The sequence below is a fragment of the Nocardia sp. NPDC058244 genome (assembly GCF_042882065.1).
Classification (GTDB): domain Bacteria; phylum Actinomycetota; class Actinomycetes; order Mycobacteriales; family Mycobacteriaceae; genus Nocardia.
Genome location: NZ_JBHVWX010000002.1, coordinates 291,321 through 309,628 on the forward strand (window position 1 = coordinate 291,321; position 18,308 = coordinate 309,628).

The 18,308-nt window shown below is 70.5% G+C and carries 18 protein-coding genes; 5 read left to right on the top strand and 13 right to left on the bottom strand.

Translation table 11 applies throughout. The annotated features are described in order from the left end of the window. Positions 1 to 18 precede the first annotated feature (18 nt). Positions 19 to 879 (top strand): MaoC/PaaZ C-terminal domain-containing protein, encoded by an 861-nt coding sequence (locus ACFVW6_RS07550; RefSeq protein ID WP_378825175.1) that lies wholly within the window; start codon positions 19 to 21, stop codon positions 877 to 879. Positions 880 to 982: 103 nt separating this feature from the next. After that, entirely contained in the window at positions 983 to 1,399 is a 417-nt protein-coding gene (locus tag ACFVW6_RS07555; RefSeq protein ID WP_355270775.1) for a pyridoxamine 5'-phosphate oxidase family protein, read from the top strand. Positions 1,400 to 1,406: 7 nt separating this feature from the next. Here the strand turns inward: ACFVW6_RS07555 and ACFVW6_RS07560 are convergent, their stop codons facing one another. The 6 genes from ACFVW6_RS07560 to zapE form a co-directional block, all read right to left on the bottom strand. Continuing rightward, a complete protein-coding gene (locus ACFVW6_RS07560; RefSeq protein WP_355270774.1) occupies positions 1,407 to 1,838 on the bottom strand; it encodes a hypothetical protein in 432 nt (143 codons plus the stop codon). Continuing rightward, positions 1,835 to 3,109, bottom strand: a complete 1,275-nt coding sequence (locus ACFVW6_RS07565; RefSeq protein WP_355270773.1) for a DUF58 domain-containing protein — start codon at positions 3,107 to 3,109, stop codon at positions 1,835 to 1,837. The genes ACFVW6_RS07560 and ACFVW6_RS07565 overlap by 4 nt, the downstream gene beginning before the upstream one ends. Then, positions 3,106 to 4,068 (bottom strand): AAA family ATPase, encoded by a 963-nt coding sequence (locus ACFVW6_RS07570; RefSeq protein WP_378825171.1) that lies wholly within the window; start codon positions 4,066 to 4,068, stop codon positions 3,106 to 3,108. Before ACFVW6_RS07570 ends, ACFVW6_RS07565 begins: the two co-directional genes overlap by 4 nt. Before the next feature lie 17 nt (positions 4,069 to 4,085). Continuing rightward, complete coding sequence (locus tag ACFVW6_RS07575; RefSeq protein ID WP_378825169.1) at positions 4,086 to 4,613, bottom strand: hypothetical protein; 528 nt, start codon at positions 4,611 to 4,613, stop codon at positions 4,086 to 4,088. Beyond that, a complete protein-coding gene (locus tag ACFVW6_RS07580) occupies positions 4,610 to 5,545 on the bottom strand; it encodes a DUF4129 domain-containing protein (protein ID WP_378825166.1) in 936 nt (311 codons plus the stop codon). Before ACFVW6_RS07580 ends, ACFVW6_RS07575 begins: the two co-directional genes overlap by 4 nt. A gap of 138 nt (positions 5,546 to 5,683) precedes the next feature. Beyond that, the gene (gene zapE, locus ACFVW6_RS07585) at positions 5,684 to 6,649 is read right to left on the bottom strand and encodes a cell division protein ZapE (RefSeq protein ID WP_378825163.1); all 966 of its coding nucleotides are present in this window, start codon (positions 6,647 to 6,649) and stop codon (positions 5,684 to 5,686) included. Positions 6,650 to 6,712: 63 nt separating this feature from the next. Between zapE and ACFVW6_RS07590 the strand changes: the two genes are divergently transcribed. After that, positions 6,713 to 7,378, top strand: coding sequence for a TetR/AcrR family transcriptional regulator (locus tag ACFVW6_RS07590; protein WP_378825161.1), 666 nt, complete (start codon positions 6,713 to 6,715; stop codon positions 7,376 to 7,378). On the opposite strand, the gene ACFVW6_RS07595 is transcribed toward ACFVW6_RS07590, so the two are convergent. Genes ACFVW6_RS07595 through ACFVW6_RS07625 form a run of 7 tightly spaced genes read right to left on the bottom strand, consistent with a single transcriptional unit; the run spans position 7,348 to position 14,683 of the window. After that, a complete protein-coding gene (locus tag ACFVW6_RS07595) occupies positions 7,348 to 7,788 on the bottom strand; it encodes an NUDIX domain-containing protein (protein WP_378825159.1) in 441 nt (146 codons plus the stop codon). The two genes, ACFVW6_RS07590 and ACFVW6_RS07595, sit on opposite strands and share 31 nt — an antisense overlap. A 10-nt stretch (positions 7,789 to 7,798) precedes the next feature. Next, positions 7,799 to 8,968, bottom strand: a complete 1,170-nt coding sequence (locus ACFVW6_RS07600; protein WP_355270761.1) for a lipid-transfer protein — start codon at positions 8,966 to 8,968, stop codon at positions 7,799 to 7,801. After that, positions 8,965 to 9,387: a MaoC family dehydratase gene (locus tag ACFVW6_RS07605; RefSeq protein WP_355270759.1), complete on the bottom strand. Its 423-nt coding sequence runs from the start codon at positions 9,385 to 9,387 to the stop codon at positions 8,965 to 8,967. The genes ACFVW6_RS07600 and ACFVW6_RS07605 overlap by 4 nt, the downstream gene beginning before the upstream one ends. Next, complete coding sequence (locus tag ACFVW6_RS07610; protein WP_357346217.1) at positions 9,384 to 10,328, bottom strand: MaoC family dehydratase N-terminal domain-containing protein; 945 nt, start codon at positions 10,326 to 10,328, stop codon at positions 9,384 to 9,386. The genes ACFVW6_RS07605 and ACFVW6_RS07610 overlap by 4 nt, the downstream gene beginning before the upstream one ends. Beyond that, a complete protein-coding gene (locus ACFVW6_RS07615; protein WP_355270755.1) occupies positions 10,325 to 11,488 on the bottom strand; it encodes an acyl-CoA dehydrogenase family protein in 1,164 nt (387 codons plus the stop codon). Before ACFVW6_RS07615 ends, ACFVW6_RS07610 begins: the two co-directional genes overlap by 4 nt. Continuing rightward, positions 11,473 to 12,555, bottom strand: a complete 1,083-nt coding sequence (locus ACFVW6_RS07620; protein WP_378825155.1) for an acyl-CoA dehydrogenase family protein — start codon at positions 12,553 to 12,555, stop codon at positions 11,473 to 11,475. Before ACFVW6_RS07620 ends, ACFVW6_RS07615 begins: the two co-directional genes overlap by 16 nt. 4 nt (positions 12,556 to 12,559) lie before the next feature. Then, a complete protein-coding gene (locus ACFVW6_RS07625; protein ID WP_378825153.1) occupies positions 12,560 to 14,683 on the bottom strand; it encodes an acyl-CoA dehydrogenase family protein in 2,124 nt (707 codons plus the stop codon). Between the two features lie 127 nt (positions 14,684 to 14,810). On the opposite strand from ACFVW6_RS07625, the gene kstR reads away from it, so the two are divergent. Then, positions 14,811 to 15,425 carry a cholesterol catabolism transcriptional regulator KstR gene (gene kstR / locus ACFVW6_RS07630; protein WP_218720591.1) on the top strand — a complete coding sequence of 205 codons (615 nt, stop codon included), beginning with the start codon at positions 14,811 to 14,813 and terminating at the stop codon, positions 15,423 to 15,425. Between the two features lie 312 nt (positions 15,426 to 15,737). Next, the gene (otsB, locus tag ACFVW6_RS07635; protein WP_355270749.1) at positions 15,738 to 18,308 is read left to right on the top strand and encodes a trehalose-phosphatase; all 2,571 of its coding nucleotides are present in this window, start codon (positions 15,738 to 15,740) and stop codon (positions 18,306 to 18,308) included.

Here is an 18,308-nt window from a genome sequence, read left to right on the forward strand (position 1 = left end):
CTCGCAGGAGTAAGCACCATGCCCATCGACCTCCAGACCGCGCTCGGCGCCCCGCTGCCGGAGCGCGAGTTCAGCTGGACGCCCACCGACGTGCAGCTCTACCACCTCGGCCTCGGCGCGGGCGCGCACCCGACGGACCCGGCCGAGCTGACCTATCTCGACGACCAGGCGCCCCAGGTGCTGCCCACGTTCGCCACGGTCGCGCCGACCCTGCGCGAGACCGAGGCGCCGCGGGTCAGCTTCCCCGGCATCGAGATCGACCTGGCCAAGGTCGTGCACGGCCACCAGGAAGTGGTGGTGCACAAGCCGATTCCGGCCAGCGGCAAGGCGAGCAGCACCGGCCGGATCAGCGAGATCTGGGACAAGGGCGCCAACGCGGTGATCGTCCAGGAGAACACCGTGGTCGGCTCCGACGGCGAGCCGCTGTGGACCGTCCGCTCCTCGATCTTCGCCAGGGGCGAGGGCGGTTTCGGCGGCGAGCGCGGCCCGAGTGCCAAGGCCGCGCTGCCGGATCGGGCGCCCGACGCGGAGCTCATCATCCCGACGCTGCCGCAGCAGGCCCTGCTGTACCGGCTCTGCGGTGACCGCAACCCGCTGCACTCGGACCCGGAGTTCGCCAAGGGCGCCGGGTTCCCCGCGCCGATCCTGCACGGCCTGTGCACCTACGGCGTGGTCTGCAAGGCGATCACCGACGGCCTGCTCGACGGTGACGCGAGCCGGGTCGGCGGCTTCCGCGCCAAGTTCGCCGGGGTGCTGTACCCGGGCGAGACGCTGCGGATCAAGGTGTGGCGCGAGGGCGACGAGCTGATCGGCGCCGCCACCGTGGTCGAACGCGAGGACGCGCCGGTGCTCGGCGAGATCGCGCTGAAGATCGCCTGATCGACACACTGCCCTGGTGGCGGATCGGCCGGTGCCGGTCTCGTCACCAGGGCATTCGTGTGCGCCCGGCGGACCTGTCGGTGCGCGGTGCGACCATCGGACGATGGCGCTCACACACACGGAAAAGCAAGAGTTTCTCGCGCGACCGCACGTGGCCGCGCTGTCGGTCGCCCGCTCCGCTCGGGGCCCGCTGACCGTCCCCATCTGGTACGCCTACACCCCCGGTGACCGGCCGTGGATCACCACCCTGCCCGCCTCGGCGAAGATGCGGGCGATCACCGAGGCCGGTCGATTCACCCTGATGGTCGACACGGTCGAGCCCGAAGTGAAGTACGTGTCGGTGGAGGGACCGGTGGCCGATGTCCAGCCCTCGACCGGCGCGCAGATCGCCGATATCGCCGCGCGGTATCTCAGCGGCGACGCCCTCGAGCAGTACCTGGTCTTCGCGCACGAGCAGTTGGGCGAGCACGTCACCGTCTGGCTGGAGCCCGAACACTGGCTGGGTGCCCTGATCGGGTAGCGCGTGGCTAACCGGCGGGCGGGCGCAGGGTGAGTCCGCCGACCAGCAGGGCGTAGATGAGGACGATGAGGATGGGCGCGGCCAGCGGCGCCCACCTCAATTCCACCGGGACCAGGGCCGCGGTGGCGGCGGCGATGGTGAACAACACCGCGCCGCCGACCGACGGAATCGTCGTCGGCACAACGCCTTCCGGGGCGTGCAGCACGGCGGCGTTGAGCAGGTAGGTGGTGGCGACCAGGCCGGTCGCGGCCGCGGCGATCACGCCGACGTCGGCGAAGGCGAGCGCCGCGATCACCACCAGCACCGCGCCGACGGCGGCGGGCCGCCACCACCAGCTCACGATGACCAGCGCGAGCGCGGCCACCCCGGCGAACGGGTTGATCAGCGCGACCGCGGCCACCAGCAGCAGTCCGGCGAGCAGGGCGAGGAATCTGGTCATCGGCGCACCCGCACTGTTCGGCGATGGTCGGGCAGCAGGCGCATGGCCTGATCGAGCCTGGTCTCGGCGGGCCAGGCGATGATGTCGACGCCGACGGTGCCCATGTCGCGGTACATCGAGGCCCGCTCCAGCTGCCACATCTTGGCCATGGTCGGGTCGAGGCCGTCCTCGAACGGGGTGCCGCGCAGGACGTCGACGGCGATCACCACGTGACCGCGTTTGCGCAGGTCGATCAGGGCGAGCGCGAACTGGGTGTCGAGCAGCGTGGAGAACGCGACCACGATCGCGCCGATCGGCACCGCGGCGTGCGGGGCCAGCGTGCCGGTGGTCTCGACATGCTCGTCACCGACGCCGAGCACCGTGTCGACGATCCGGTAGAACTGCCTGCGCCCGATGTCGGGACGCAGCCAGCGCGGTGTGTCACCCAGGCACACCACCGCGGTCCGGTCGCCTGCCTGGAGGGTGGACTGCACCACCTGCGCCGCGCCGCGCACCGACAGCTCCAGCGAGGCGGTGGCCGGGCCGGGCGCCTGCTGGGAGGTGTCGACCAGGACGACCACGTCGGCGGAGCGGTTGGTGAAGCGTTCGGTGACATAGAGCCTGCCGCGGCGCGCGCTCACCGGCCAGTTCACGGTGCGCAACTGGTCGCCGGGCGCGTACGCGCGGATATCGGCGTACTCGACACCGGGACCGTGCTTGCGGGTGAGGTGGGTGCCGATCCGGTCGGGAAGTTCGGTGCGCGGCAAGCGCATTCGCTGCGGGTCGGCGATCGGGTACACGTACAGCTCGGCCGCGGGCAGCTCGGCGGTGGCCACCGCCAATCCGGCCGGGCTCAGCGCGGAGACCTCGACCTGCACCGGATATCGGCCCCAGCGCTTCGCCGAGAGCGCCAGCTGGAGGCCGGCGGGGGCGCCGCCGGAATCGTGCGATTCCTCGACCTCCACCTCGAGGCCGGTCAGCGGGACGGGCGTCATCCGCAGCAGCGCGTGCCCGCTGTCGACGAAGGCGGCGGCGTTGCAGCCGACCACCTCGCCCTCGAAACAGCGCACCGTGCCGCTGCCGTCGACCTGGATCCTGGTCGGGTTCTGCTGCCACGGCGCGGTGGCGAGCACGCCGAGCATCGGGGCGGCGAAGACCACCAGCTGCCACTGCCCGCGCAACACCGCGACGACCAGTGCCGCCGCGGCGCACCCGGCCAGGATGAACACCAGCGGGGCGGGCCGCCAGCGCAGGTCGACCTCGACCGTTCTGGATTCGTCGCGGTGCTTCATGTGCTGGTGGCGCGGGGCACCGGTAGCCGGCGCAGTAGCTCGGAGATGACGTCCTCACCCCGGATGCGGCGCACCCACATCTCCGGCCGCAGCGTGATGCGGTGGGCCATCGCGGGCACCGCCAGTGCCTTCACGTCCTCGGGGATCACGTAGTCGCGGCCGAGCAGCAGGGCACGAGCCCGCGACATCTGCACCAGATCGAGCTCGGCGCGCGGGCTGGCGCCGACCTCGACCTGCGGGTGGCTGCGCGTCGCCGAGGCGAGCGCGACCACGTAGTTCACGACATCGGGGTGCACGGTGACGAACTCGACCGATTGGCGCATCTCCATCAGGCCCTGCGCGTCGACGACCTGACCGACCTGCGGCGGCGTCGATCCGCGTTCGAGCCTGCGCCGGATCATCTGCGTCTCGTCCTGCTCGGACAGATACCCCAGCCGCAGCTGGATGGCGAAGCGATCGAGCTGGGCCTCCGGCAGCGGGTAGGTGCCCTCGTACTCGATCGGGTTGTCGGTGGCCAGCACGATGAAGGGCTGTGGCAGCAGGAAGGTTTCGCCGTCGATGCTCACCTGTCCCTCGGCCATCGCCTCCAGCAGCGCCGCCTGGGTCTTGGGCGGTGTGCGGTTGATCTCGTCGGCGAGCAGGACATTGGTGAAGACCGGACCGCGACGGAAGTTGAACCGGCCCGACGACATGTCGTAGATCGTCGAGCCGAGCAGGTCGGCGGGCAGTAAATCGGGCGTGAACTGCACGCGGGTGAAATCCAGGCCGAGCGCGGCCGCGAAGGACCGCGCGATCAGCGTCTTGCCCAGACCTGGCAGGTCCTCGATGAGGACGTGTCCTCCGGACAGCACGGCGATCATGATGAGCTGCAACTCATCTCGCTTGCCGACCACGACTCGGCCCAGCTCACGCAGCACGGCGTCGGAGCGCTGGACGGTCACGTTCAACGGCATGGTCATCGGTGGCCTCTAACCCCTCACATCGTCTGCAATCGGCGCAGGATCTCGTCCAGCGCCTCCCTACCCGGCGCGCGACCGGTCTGGTCGCGCAGTGCGGAATTCGCCGGGTCGACCCAGCGCCACAGTTCGGGACCGAACTGCAGTTGCCCGGCCACCTCGGTGGCCCGCCGGTTCTTGGCTACCCGCAATCCGGTCGACAATTCGAATTCCTTGGCCAGCAGGGGCCGCAGGTGGCGGTCCCAGTCGGCGCGGGTGCCGTCGGCACGGGCGGTCAGCATCTCCGCGCGCGCGTGCCAGCGGCCGAGCATCTCGGCCGGGCCGTTGTCGATGTACTCGGTCAGCGGTTCCTCGCGCACCACGCGCTTGCGCAGCGACCACAGCAGCGTGGCCAGCGCGATCGCGACCGGCAGGGCGACGGCGAGCAGTACGGTGTCGCGGGCCATCCGCACCAGCGCGACCTCCAGCAGCAGCACCGCCACGATCGCGATGACGATGACGGCCGAACGGCTTATCGCCGCACCGGATTCCGGCGTTGTGGCGCTCATGCGGGTACCAGCCTTCGCTGCAGGTCGGACAGGACGATGCGCAGCAGCTGTTCGGCGCGCATGCGCTGCCATTCGAGCATCGAGTGCGGGCTGAACCGCGCCTCCTCGAACAGCGCGACCAGCTCGCGCGCCGAAGCGTCGTGCAGCACACCGCTTTCGAACGCTCGGGCGAGCACTTCCATGGGGGTGTCGGAGGCCTGCGGGCGGGCGGCGCGGTCGCTGGACAGACCGCGCTCCATGGCCACGTAACAGGCGATGATCGCGGTGCGCGGGTCCTGGCCCGGCGCGTTCATCGCGGCCAGGCCCATCTCGGCGGCCCTGGTGAGCGAGTCGACCGCGCTGGGGGTGACCTCGGGTGCGGCCGCGGCGGCTTGCACGGGCTCGCGGCGGGTGGCCATCGCGACCACGACGAGTCCGAGCAGGGCCACCACGATCAGCACGACGGCCAGCACGGCGGCGATGATGAGCGCGGTGCCGGTGAGTTCGGCGGCGCCGGTGCCGGGATCGGGTGCGGGCGCGTCGGTCGGGGTCGGGACGGGACCCGAGCCCTCCGGCAGGGTCTCCGAGGCCGGGCGCATCGGACGCGCTCCCGGCAGCAGGAACAGGGCGGTGACGCCGCCCGCGAAGACCAGCGCGATCACGGCGAGCACGATCGGTCCGAGCAGGGCCAGCCTGCGCCACCGGAAGCGCGGTGTCGCTTCACGTTCGGCTTGCGGCATGGCCAGCGGCAGACGATGCTGACTGGCGATCACCCCGGCGACCAGGATCACGACCGACACCAGCAGCAGCACCGGCATCACCGCGACCAGCAGCGGCGAGGGCGCGCTGTTCGAATCGGCGGGTGCGGCGCCGGGGAGGTAACCCTGCAACGCGATCGTCGCAGCGGCGAGCAGTGCGATCACGACGATCGTCCGCGGAATGGGCTGACTCACCCCGATCACAGCTGTACCACCAAACCCCAGAGCCTGCACAAAACAGCCACATAGTTACACGCCGAGTGGTTCGCTCGGGAGGAAATCGATAGTTTGGATGACCTCCCTATTTATTGTCCCCCCGAATTCCGTGTCTTGTTACGCGCCGCGAACGATCGCCGCGCCGACCAGGGGCAACTCACCGAGTCTGCTCGCGGTTCTGGCCAGGTCGGGCACCGCGGGGACACCCGCCGTCAGCGTGCTCACCGGCTCGGGCGCGTGGATCGCGCAGGGCAGGTCGGCGTCGTAGAGGACATCGACGAGATTGACCAGGCGCATCGCCCAGTCGGGCGGCACCTCGCGCAGCGGGGGGACCGCGCGCACTGTCCAGCGGCGGAATCGGCCGGTCAGGCGCAGGTAGTCGGCGGCGCTGGTCGGCGCGCCGCACAGGTGCGCGAAGTCGAAGATGACCGCGTCGCCGTCGACGGCGCGCGCCCGCACGGTCCGGCCGTCGCCCAGGTCGAGATCGACGCCGTCGTCGGTGGGTTCGTCCGGCGCCAGCACGTAGCGACCGGCGACGAAACCGCTGTCACGATGGGCGCCGATGGTGCGGTAGTCCAGCGGTCCGTCGAGGGTGACCACGTCGAGGTGGGCCAGGATGCGCTCGATGGTCGGCACGAATCGGTCGTGGAACAGCGGGTTCGGCAGCAGCTCGCGCGGCGGGTAGTTCGAGGTGACGACCAGGGTGCGACGCTCGGCGAACAGGGTCTCCAGCAGGCGGGCGATGAGCATGGCGTCACCGATGTCGTGGACGTGGAACTCGTCGAAACACACCAGATCGGCGTCGCCGAGCAGGTCGCCGACGGCCCGTTCGATGGAGCCCAGCGTGTGCGCGGCCGTATGCAGCGCGGCGAAGAAGGTGTGGAAGTGGAAGCGGCGCTTGCGTTCCGCCGCCGCGCTCGCGAAGAAGCGGTCCATCACCATCGTCTTGCCACGGCCGGGCCTGCCGTGCAGGTAGACGCCGCGATGACGCCTGCGCGGCCTGCCGTGGCGATCGAGCAGCGCCGCGAGCGCGTCGGCCGCCGCGACCTGCGCCGGGTCCAGAACAACCGTTCCTGATGTCATGCCGACCTCCTCGTCCTCTACAGTTGTAGAGGACGGACGGAACGACGACCAGGGAAGGTGACGATGTCCACAGACCGCCGCGCACAGCTGGTGACCGGCGCGATCGACCTCATCGCGACCAGCGGAATCCGCGCGCTCACCCACCGCGCGCTCGACTCCCGGCTGGGACTACCGCTCGGCTCGGCGTCCTATTACTTCCGCACCAGGCAGGCGCTGATCGAAGCGGTCGCCGACGGCATCACCGCGCGCTCGCGCGCCGACTTCGCGGCGATGCGCGAAGGGCCCGGCTCGCTCGGCAAACACGCAGCGCGGACCGGGCTCAGCCGCCAGGGCAGGCACCCGGACGACATCGCGCGCGGGGTCGCGGGCTGGCTGGATCAGCTGCTGGACCAGCGGCGCAACGAGCTCATCGCCCGGCAAGCGCTGATCGTCGAGGTGCTCGCCGATCCCCCGGTGCGGTCCCGTCTGGCAGGCAGTTTGTTCTCACTGGACCGGGCCACCGAGTTGTTCATCGCCCTCGGCGCGGTCCGGCCCCGCGACTCGGCGGGCGACTTCCTCGCGCTACTGGAAGGCCTGGTCTTCGATCGGCTCGCGGGCACCCGCGCCGACCTACCGGCGGGTACGCCGGACAGCGTCGAGCAACTCACCCGCCCGCTGTCGATATTCCTGACCGGCGTCGCCGATTCGGCCGCATCTGATCAGGCGCCTGCCCAACCGAATTCGGAATAGGGCTCGTTCGAATTCAGCGCGGCGATTCCGAGCGCGGAATACTCGATCAGATCCGTGGGGAGTTCATGCGGTGTAAACCACTGCACCGCATAGCATTTATCGGGTTCCCGATTGAAAGGCTCGCCCTGCCACCGATCGGCGCGGAAGAACAGCCCGAGGCGCGCGTCCCGGCCGGGCGCGGTCACGTGCGCGACATGGATCAGCCGCAGCGCGGCGGGGTCGATGTCCACCCCGACCTCCTCCGCGGCCTCCCTGGCTGCGGCGGCCGTCACCGACTCGCCGAGTTCCACCTTGCCCGACGGCAGATGCCAGCGGTGGTCGTACTCGTCACCGCTGCGGCGCAGACTCAGCAGGAGCGCGCCGTCGCGGATCAGCAGCACGTGGACGTCGACCAGGTGGCGTGGGGTCACCCGGTCGAGCCTACGAAGTGAGCACGAGCCCCGAGGTGGGAACGCCGGTGCCCGCGGTGACCAGGATGCGCTCCAGGTCCTCGACCTGGTTGACCGAGGTGCCGCGGATCTGGCGCACCGCCTCGGCGATGCCGTTCATGCCGTGGATGTAGGCCTCGCCCAGCTGGCCGCCGTGGGTGTTGAGCGGGAGCCTGCCGCCGATCTCGATCGCGCCGTCGGCGATGAAGTCCTTGGCCTCGCCACGACCGCAGAAGCCCAGCTCCTCGAGCTGCATCAGCACGAAGGGGGTGAAGTGGTCGTAGAGGATCGCGGCCTGCATGTCGGCCGCGCTCAGGCCGCTCTGGGCCCACAGCTGGTCACCGACGAGACCCATCTCCGGCAGGCCGGTCATGGCGTCGCGGTAGTAGCTGGTCATCACGTACTGGTCGGCGCCGCTGCCCTGGGCGGCGGCCGCGATGATCGCGGGACGCTGCGGCAGGTCGCGGGCGCGCTCGGCGCTGGTGACCACGATGGCGACGCCGCCGTCGGACTCCTGGCAGCAGTCGAGCAGGTGCAGCGGTTCGGCGATCCAGCGCGAATCCTGGTGCTGTTCCAGGGTGATCGGCTTGCCGTAGAAGAAGGCGTTCGGGTTCACCGCGGCGTGCTTGCGATCGGCCACCGCGACAGCGCCGAAATCGGCGCTGGTCGCGCCGGTGACGTGCATGTACCGGCGCGCCACCATGGCGACCTGCGCGGCCGGGGTACCCAGCCCCTGCGGGTAGGCCCAGCCCGCGTCGATGCCCGAGGACGTCGGCGCGGCCGCCAGCGCGGGCGAGAACTGCCCGAACCTGGCGCCGGAGCGCTCGTTGAACGCGCGGTAGGCGACCACCACGTCGGCGACCCCGGTGGCCACCGCCATCGCGGCCTGCTGCACGGTCGCGCAGGCCGCGCCGCCGCCGTAGCCGATGTGGCTGAAGAACTTCAGGCTGGGGATGCCCACCGCCCTGGCCACCGCGGCCTGGGTGTTGGTGTCCATGGTGAAGGTGGTCAGGCCGTCGACGTCGGCGGGCGTGAGCCCGGCGTCGGCCAGTGCCGCGCTGACCGCCTCGGCGGCCAGCCGCAATTCGCTGCGGCCGGAGTCCTTCGAGAAATCGGTGGCGCCGATGCCGACGATGGCGGCATGCCCGGACAGGCCCGTCATGAGTTCTCCAGAGAGGGAAGGGCGATCACCGCGGTCGCCGTGATGTGCTCACCGAGGCTGTCGCGGCCGCGCACATCGATGGTGACCAGCGCGCCGGACACCGCGGTGACGGTGCCGGAGAGGGTCAGCGTGTCGCCGGCGTACAGCGGCACACCCAGCCGCAGCGCGATCGACTTCACCAGGGCGGTGGGCCCGGCCCAGTCGGTGACGAAGCGCTGCACCAGACCGGTGTCGGTGAGGATGTTGACGAAGATGTCGCTGGACCCGCGCTCGACCGCCTTGTCGCGGTCGTGGTGCACGTCCTGGAAATCCCTGGTGGCCAGGGCCGTGCTGATCACGAAGGTGGGATCGGCGTGGATCACCAGCTCGGGTAGCGAGTCACCCACCGCGACAGCGGTGGGTTCGGTCGTGGCGGTCACTGCGCGGCCTCCCAGTAGGGCAGAACGGTTCCGTCGGACAGCTTTTCGAAGGCGACCCGGACGGGCACGCCCACGGCGACCTCGCCCGGTTCGATGCCGCGCAGCTCACCGAGCATGCGCACCCCTTCGTCGAGCTCGACCAGGGCGACGACGAACGGCAGCTCGCGGCCGGGCACCTTCGGCGCGTGGTGCACGACGAAGCTGAACACCGTGCCGGTGCCTGCGGCGACGACGTAATCGGTGGTCTCCGCCTTGTCCTGCCACAGGGCGGGGATCGGTGGATGCCGCAGCGAACCGTCGGGCAGGCGCTGGATCCGCAGCTCGCCGATCTCGGTACCGGCCCAGAAGAATTCGGTGTCCTTGGAGATGACCGGACCGACCCGCTCGGCGGGCGCGACCGCGATCTCGGACGCCGCGGGCGCCTCCTTCGCGGCGGGCACGAACTTCAGGATGCGGAACAGCATCTCGGTGACCACCTCGTCACCGACCGACCAGGTGGTGGTGAAGGTGAGGAACCAGCCGTCGCCCAGCCCGGTGCGCTTGGGGCCCTTGAACTCCGAGAGCCGGCTCGAGACGGTCACCTCCTCGCCCGGCCGCAGGTAACGGTGGTAGGTCTGCTCGCAGTTGGTGCCGACGACGGAGGTGAAGCCCGCGTCGTCGAGCAGCTGCGTGGCCAGGCCGAGCGGGTCGTCGGCGGTGCGCACGCCGTGCAGACCGTTCATCGTCCACACCTGGGCCATGGCGGGCGGGGCGACGATGCCGGGGTGACCGGCGGCCTTGGCGGCGGCCTCGTCGACGTAGATCGGGTTGGTGTCGCCGATCGCCTCGACCCAGTTGTGGATCATCGGCTGGTTCACCGGGTCGCGCCCGGCCCGCGGCGCGGACTCGCCCGCCGCGGCGAGTTTCGACAGTGCTTCCTGCACGCCCTGCTCCTTGTTCATCGGGGGACGCGCGGCAGTTCCAGGCCGGCGGAGGCGACCAGTTCGCGCATGATCTCGTTGACGCCGCCACCGAAGGTGACGACGAGGTTCTGCTTGGTGCGCCGGTCCAGCCAGCCCAGCAGTTCGGCGGTGCCGGGCTCGGCCGGATCGCCGAAGCGGCCGATGATCTCCTCGACCACGCGGCCCGCTTCCTGCAGCGACTCGGTGGAGAAGATCTTGGTGGCCGACGCGTCGGCGATCACGGTGTTCTGCGCCGCGGCCGGGTCGGCGGCCGCGACCTGCCAGTTCAGCAACTCGTTGAGCCGCACCATGGTCCGCACCCGGCCCAGCGCGCGCCGGACCTCAGGCTCGCCGAGCAGCTGATGCTGCGCCGACCAGTCGTGCAGGCGGTCGTAGAGCTGCTCGATCTTGCCCGACGGGCCGAGGCTGACCCGCTCGTGATTGAGCTGGGTGGTGATCAGGCGCCAGCCCCGGTTCTCCTCGCCGACCAGCATCTCCGCGGGCACCCGCACGTCGTCGAAGTAGGTGGCGTTGGTGTGGTGGGCGCCGTCGCAGGTGATGATCGGGGTCCAGGAGTAGCCCGGATCCTTGGTGTCGACGATCAGGATCGTGATGCCGCGGTGGCGCGACTCCACCGAACCGGTGCGGCAGGCCAGCCAGACGTAGTCGGCCTCGTGCGCGCCGGTGGTGAAGATCTTCTGCCCGTTGACGATCCAGTCGCCGTCGCCGTCGCGCACCGCGGTGGTGCGCAGCGCGGCCAGGTCGGTGCCCGCTTCGGGTTCGGAATAGCCGATCGCGAAATGGATGTCACCGGACAGGATGCCGGGCAGGAACTTCTGCTTCTGCGCGTCGGTGCCGTACTTCTGCAGCGTCGGGCCGACGGTCAGCAGCGTCACCAGGGGCAGCGGCACATCGGCGCGCACCGCCTCGTTGAAGAAGATCTGCTGTTCCATCGGGCCGAAACCCTGGCCGCCGAATTCCTTCGGCCAGCCGACGCCGAGCCAGCCGTCGCGGCCCATCCGGCGCACCACCTCGCGGTAGGCGTCGCCGTGCCGGTTGACCGCCATCTCGGCGTGTTCCTCGGGCGTGACGAGATCGGCGAAATAGGAACGCAATTCCTCGCGCAACCGCCGCTGTTCGGCGGTCAGATCGATGAACATCTTGCTCCCAGAAGGTCGAGGCGCAGGCCCTCGCCACCGAGCAGACGGGCGAGATCCTTGGCCTGTGAGTAGTAGCGGTGCATCGGGTGGGTGATATCCACACCCAGTCCACCGTGCAGGTGATGACATTTCTGCATGGCGCGCGGAACTTCGGCGGCCGCCCAGTAGGCGAGCACCTCGAGATCCTCGTCGATACGGTGCTGGTATTCGGGCGACGCGTCGTCCTGAGCCAGGGCCCAGCACGCCGATTCCGCCGCCACGTGCAGGGTGCGCGAGACCACGTACAGATCCGCGATCTGCTGGGCCACGGCCTGGAATTCGGCCAGCGGCCTGCCGAACTGTTCCCGGGTGCGCACGTGCTCGGCGGTGAGCGCGAGCGCCCCCTTGAGCAGGCCGTCGGCGACCGCGCCGATAGCGGCCAGCGCGTACCGGTGCAGCCGGGGCAGCACGTCGGCGGGCAGCAGCTGGTCGGCGGGGATCTCGACGTCGTCGAGCACCACGGTCGCCTCGGGGATGCCCGCCGATCCCTCGACCGGCAGGAGCGTGAGCCCCGGCGCGACCGATTCGACGAGCGCGACGCCCGCGTCGGTGGGCACCAGGATCCAGCGCGCCTGCTCGGCGTAGATCACGCCGACCTTGCGGCCGGTGATCCGCACGGTGTCACCGTCGCGGACCGCCTTGGTGGTCGGCGTGGTGGTGAACGGCGCGCCCGGCTCGCTCAGGGCGGCGGTGAGCACGGTGCCCTTGCCGACCTCGGCGACCACGCGGCCTGCCAGTTCGTCCGACAGCGACGGCAGCAGCGGCAGCACGCCGAACCCGAAGGTCGGCAGCGCCGGTACCGCGACGGCGTCGGTGGCCAGCTCCATGAGCAGGGCCGACACCTCCAGCAGGCCCATGCCGTCGCCACCGAACTGCTCGGGCACGGCGACCGCGAGCAGGCCGGAGTCGATCAGGCTCGGCCACAATTCCATATCTCGGGCCTGCTCACGTTCGAGCAGGCTCACGACCACCTCGGCTACGGCGTCGGCGCTTTCGTCGCGGGTGAAGTCCACGGCGTCCTCCCTCATCGAGCTAACTGTCCGCATCGCGCGGCAGGCCGAGAATCCGCTCGGCGGCCACGGTCAACAGGATCTGCTCGGTACCGCCCGCGATGGAGAGACAGCGTGTGAGCAAGAATTCTTTCAGGGCTTCGTCTTCCAGGGAGCCTTCTCGATCGGAAAGCTCCAGGGCGTACTCCGCCAGGTCCTGCCGGTGCCGGACACCGACGAGCTTGCGGACGCTGGCTTGGGCGCCCGCGTCGACGCCCGCCATCGTCGCCACCGCGATGCGCTGCTCCAGCAATGAGCCTGCGATCGAGGAGGTGATGAGCTCGCCGAAGCGGTCCTCCCGCAGTTCGGTTCCCCATCCGCCGACCGGGAAACGGTCGAGCAGCGCCTCCAGCGCGCCGCCGATACCGCCGCCGCCCATGGCGACGCGTTCGGCAGACAGGGTGGTCCTGGCGATCTTCCAGCCGTTGTTCAGCGCGCCGACCAGCCCCTCGTCGGGGACGAAGACCTCGTCGAGGAAGACCTCGCTGAAGCGAGCCTCCCCGGTGATCGTCACCAGCGGGCGCACCTGCACACCCGCGGCGTGCATGTCGACCAGGAAGTAGCTGATCCCGCGGTGCTTGGCCGCGGCCGGATCGGTGCGCGCCAGGCAGATGCCCCAGTTCGCTTCGGATCCCAGCGAGGTCCACACCTTCTGGCCACGCAGCACCCAGCCGCCGTCGACCTTCTCGGCGGTGGTGCGCAGCGCGGCGAGGTCCGAGCCGGCGCCCGGTTCGCTGAACAGCTGGCACCAGGTGACCTCGCCACGCAGGGTCGGCCAGACGAAGCGCTCGATCTGCGCCTCGGTGCCGTAGCGCAGCAGGGTCGGCACCGCCCAGCCGGCCACCGCGAGGTCGGGGGTGGTCAGGTCGGCGCGGCGCAGCTGCTCGCCGATCTGCAGGCAGGTCATCGGATCGGCTTCGCGCCCATACGGTTTCGGCCAGTGCGGCATCACGAAGCCGCCATCGACCAGGGCGCGCTGCTGCTCCTCGAGCGAGAGCGCGGCGATGGCGGCGATCTCGGCGGTCAGCGCGGTATCGCCGGCCACGTCGCCGAGCACGCGCTCGGCGCCGGTGGTGCGGCGCTGCCCGGCCCTGGTGAGCTCGGCGACCCTGGCCCGCCAGCGGGCGGACCCGCCGAGCAGCTGCCGCAGCGCGCTGGCCCGGCGCAGGTAGAAGTGCGCGTCGTGCTCCCAGGTGAAGCCGATGCCGCCGAGCACCTGGATGGCGTCCTTGGCGGTGTCGACCGCGGCGTCGAGCGCGGTGGCCGCGGCGACGGCGGCGGCGATCGGCAGTTCGGCGCCGCCTTCGTCGATCGCGGCGGCCGCGTCGGCGGCGACGGCGCGGATCAGCTCGGTGCGGCACAGCATCCAGGCGCAGATGTGCTTGATCGACTGGAAGCTGCCGATCGGCTTGCCGAACTGCTCGCGGACCTTGGCGTAGTCGACCGCGGTGCGCAGGCACCAGCCGGCGACGCCGGCCAGCTCGGCGACCGCGAGGGCGACGAACAGGTCGGTGACATCGGCGGCCGGCTCGAAGCCGCGCGCTGCCGCGACGGTCACGTCGGCGGCGGTGACGCGGGCCAGCGGCACCGTGTGATCGCTGTTCGCCAGCGTGGTGATCGTCACATCGGCCGACGGGATCAGCAGCCAGCGCACGCCGTCGACGGTGTTCGCGGGCAGCAGCACCTGGGTGTCGGCGTCGGCGCCGTAGACGAAGTCCCACGTGCCGGTGACGGTCCAGCCGTCGTCGGTGCCGACCGCCTTCGCGGTGGGCTCCTCGGTCGGCACGGCGATGCCGCACGGGGCACCCTCGGCGACCGCGCCCCGGGTGATCAGCGCGGCCAGCGCGGTGGCCAGTACCGGACCGCCGACCAGGTCATCGGCTGTTTGTTCCAGCAGCACGGCCAGGTCGGCCACGGTGCCGCCCAGGCCGCCGTGCTGTTCGTCGAGCGCGACCTCGAACAGGCCGAACTCGGTCAGCGCGGGCCAGTACTGGCGCCAGCTACCGGCGCCGCCGGCCCGCATTGTTGCAATCGGCGCGACCGAACTCGCCCAGCCCCGCAGCGACTCCGCGGCGGCTTTATGCTCGTCAGTGGTGGCGATGGTCACAAGAAAAACCGCCCTTCCGGCGTGGCTCCCACTCCTAGAACATGTTCTAATATCCGGGCCGGGTGTAAGTCAAGAGACCTACACTTGGCCCGTGTTTTCAGGCGCTCGCAGCGAAAGGGTTTCCACGATGGACAGTCCGGCCCCCACGCCCACCGTGACGACACTGTCCGAGGACGAGCTGAGCTCCAACGCGCAGCGGGAGCGCCGCAAGCGCATCCTCGACGCCACCCTGTCGCTGGCCTCCAAGGGCGGCTACGACGCTGTTCAGATGCGCGCGGTGGCCGAGCGGGCCGATGTCGCCGTCGGCACCCTGTACCGGTACTTCCCGTCCAAGGTGCACCTGCTGGTCTCGGCGCTGGCCAGGGAATTCGAGCAGTTCGAGGGCAAGCGCCGTCCGCTACCCGGCGACGGCCCGTCCGAGCGCATGCACGGCCTGCTCACCCAGATCACCCGGATGATGCAGCGCGACCCGCTGCTCACCGAGGCCATGACGCGCGCGTTCATGTTCGCCGACGCCTCGGCCGCCGCCGAGGTCGACCGGGTCGGCAAGGTGATGGACCGGGTCTTCGCCCGCGCGATGAGCGACGGCGAGCCCGACGAGCGTCAGCTCGCCATCGCCAGGGTCATCTCCGATGTGTGGCTGTCCAACCTCGTCGCGTGGCTCACCCGCCGCGCTTCGGCGACCGACGTCACGGAACGGCTCGAGCTCACGGTCGACCTGTTGCTGGGCGATCGCGGATAGACCACAAATCACCCACGCCCGTTGACACGCGTCGGCTGCGCGTCTTCCCCTGAGAAGATGCATAGCCGACGTCGCATATGCGGGACCATGCATCTACCAGCCCCGCGGGCCTCCCCAACCGGCCCGCGGGCCCGATGAGCTCGGCGAACACGGTCCGCCCCGATGGGCGAAAGGCCCGGAATTAGCGGCGCGGTCGCGAGCAACCGGCCGACACCCGAGCGCACAACCCGCCGCGCCGCTCGCGCGGCAAAATTGACGCAGTATTGTTTTTCGCGCCCCCTGATCAACTCCTCCCATCACTAGGTTGGATGCGTGAGCGCACAGGATCTGCCCTTGGATGTCCGCCGTGCACTGGCGTCGGTTGCGCGCGTGCCACGGCTCTTGGTTGCCTCGGACTACGACGGGACTATTGCCCCGATCGTGTCCGACCCCGCGAAAGCGTTTCCCCAACGGGAATCGGTCAGCGCCTTACGCGCGCTGGCGGGGTTGGCCAACACGACCGCCGCGGTGATTTCCGGTCGGGCACTACGCGATCTGGCCGCGCTGTCGCGCCTGCCGGTCGAGGTGCAGCTGATCGGTAGTCACGGTTCGGAGTTCGACGTCGGCTTCGTGCACGCGATCGACAACGACGCCAAACAACTGCTCGCCGAGATCCAGACCGCCTTCGCGCAGATCGCGGCCGAGAACCCCGGTGTGACCGTCGAGTCGAAACCGGCCAGCGCCGCACTGCACGTGCGCAACGCCAGCCCCGAGATCGGCAGGCGCGCACTGAATTCCGTGCGCCAGGGCCCGGCCTGCTGGGTCGGCGTCCAGGTGACCGAAGGTAAGGCGGTGATCGAGCTCGCGGTGATTCCCACCGACAAGGGCACCGCGCTCGACACCATCCGGCATCAGGAAAGCGCCTCGGCCGCAGTGTTCTTCGGTGACGACGTCACCGACGAGAAGGCGTTCCGGGTGCTGTCCGGTCCCGACGTCGGCATCAAGGTCGGCGACGGCGAGAGCCTGGCCAAACTGCGGGTGAGCTCGACCGAGGACGTGGCGCGCGCGCTGGCGTTCCTGGTGGAGGAGCGCCGGACCTGGCTGGCCGGCGCCAGCGCGCCCCGGATCGAGCGGCTGAGCATGCTGGCCAGCCCGCGCTCGGTCGCGCTGCTCACCCCCGACGCGACGGTCACCTGGTTCTGCCACCCCGAGCCGGATTCCGCGGCGGTGTTCGCGCACCTGCTCGGCGGCGCGGGCGCGGGCCACTTCACCGTGGCGCCGGAGCGGGCGGGCCTGCCGCTGTCGCAGCGGTACGTGGACGGCACGATGACCGTCCAAACCCGCTGGGCCAGTTTGCAGGTCACCGATTACCTGCCGCACGACGTCGCCCCCGACCGTACCGACCTGACCCGGGTGATCACCGGTGACGCGAAGGCCGTCGTGACCTTCGCGCCGCGACCGGAATTCGGCCAGGTGCCGGTGCGCATCGAAGCGGTGCCCAACGGCCTGCGGGTCAGCGGCACCAACGATCCGATGGTGCTGCGCTCGCCCGGCGTGGAGTGGGAGATCTCCTCCGACGGCACCAACGAGCAGGCACGCGCTGTCGTCGATCCGGCCAGCGCGCCGGTGATCCTCGAATTGCGCTGCGGCACCGCCGATCTGGCCCCCTCGATGACGCCGGAGCACCAGCGCCGTCAGCTGGCCGAGCAGTACTGGTCGCAGTGGGCGGCCGGGCTGCAGCTGCCGCCGCTCAAGCCGGATCTGATGAAGCGGTCCGCACTGACCCTGCGCGGGCTCGTGCACCGCCCGTCCGGCTCGATCCTGGCGGCGGCCACCACCTCGCTGCCCGAGGACATCGGCGGCGTGCGCAACTGGGACTACCGCTACTGCTGGCTGCGCGACGCCTCGCTGACCGCGCAGGCGCTGGTGACGCTGGGCTCGCTGACCGAGGCCGAGGAGTTCCTCGGCTGGGTGCACCGGGTCCTCGACACCCTGCCCGGCCCGGAGCGCCTGCACCCGCTGTACACGATCTACGGCGAGACGCTGCCGCCCGAGGCCGTCATCGACCTGCTGCCTGGCTACGCCGGTTCGCGGCCGGTGCGCGTCGGCAACGCGGCGAACATGCAGGTGCAGCTCGACGTGTTCGGGCCGATCGTCGACCTGATCACCTCGATGGCGCACGAGCGGGAACGTCAGGGCGCGGTCGAGGCGGTCAAGGCGCTGCCCGACGCCGACTGGGAACTGGTGCACGCCATGGTCTCGGCGGTGCAGCGGCGCTGGACCGAACCCGATCACGGCATCTGGGAGATCCGCGGCAACCCGCGCCACCACGTGTACTCGAAGGTGATGGGCTGGCTCACGATCGATCGCGCGCTGACCCTGGCCGCGCGCTTCGACCGGCCGGTCGATCCCGAGTGGGCGACGCTGCGCGACACCATCTCCGAGGAGGTGAAGGCGAAGGGCTGGAACGAGGAGGTGCAGTCCTACACCGCCGCCTACGACGGCACCGACCTCGACGCCGCGACCCTGCACATCGGCCTGAGCGGGCTGATCGACCCGGCCGACCCGCGCTTCGCCGCCACGGTGGTCGCGACCGAGGCCGAGCTGCGCAGCGGCGCGACGGTCTACCGCTACCACCACGACGACGGCCTGCCCGGCGGCGAGGGCGGATTCCACCTGTGCGCCGCCTGGCTGGTGGAGGCCTACCTGCTCATCGGCAGGCGCTCCGACGCCGAAGCGCTGTTCGCCCAGCTCGTCGCGGCCGCCGGGCCGACCGGCCTGCTGAGCGAGGAGTACGACCCGGTCGCCGAACGCTCCCTCGGCAACCACCCCCAGGCCTACAGCCACCTCGGCCTGCTGCGCTGCGCCCAACTGCTCAGCCAGCCCGCCGACGTCCTGGTCTGA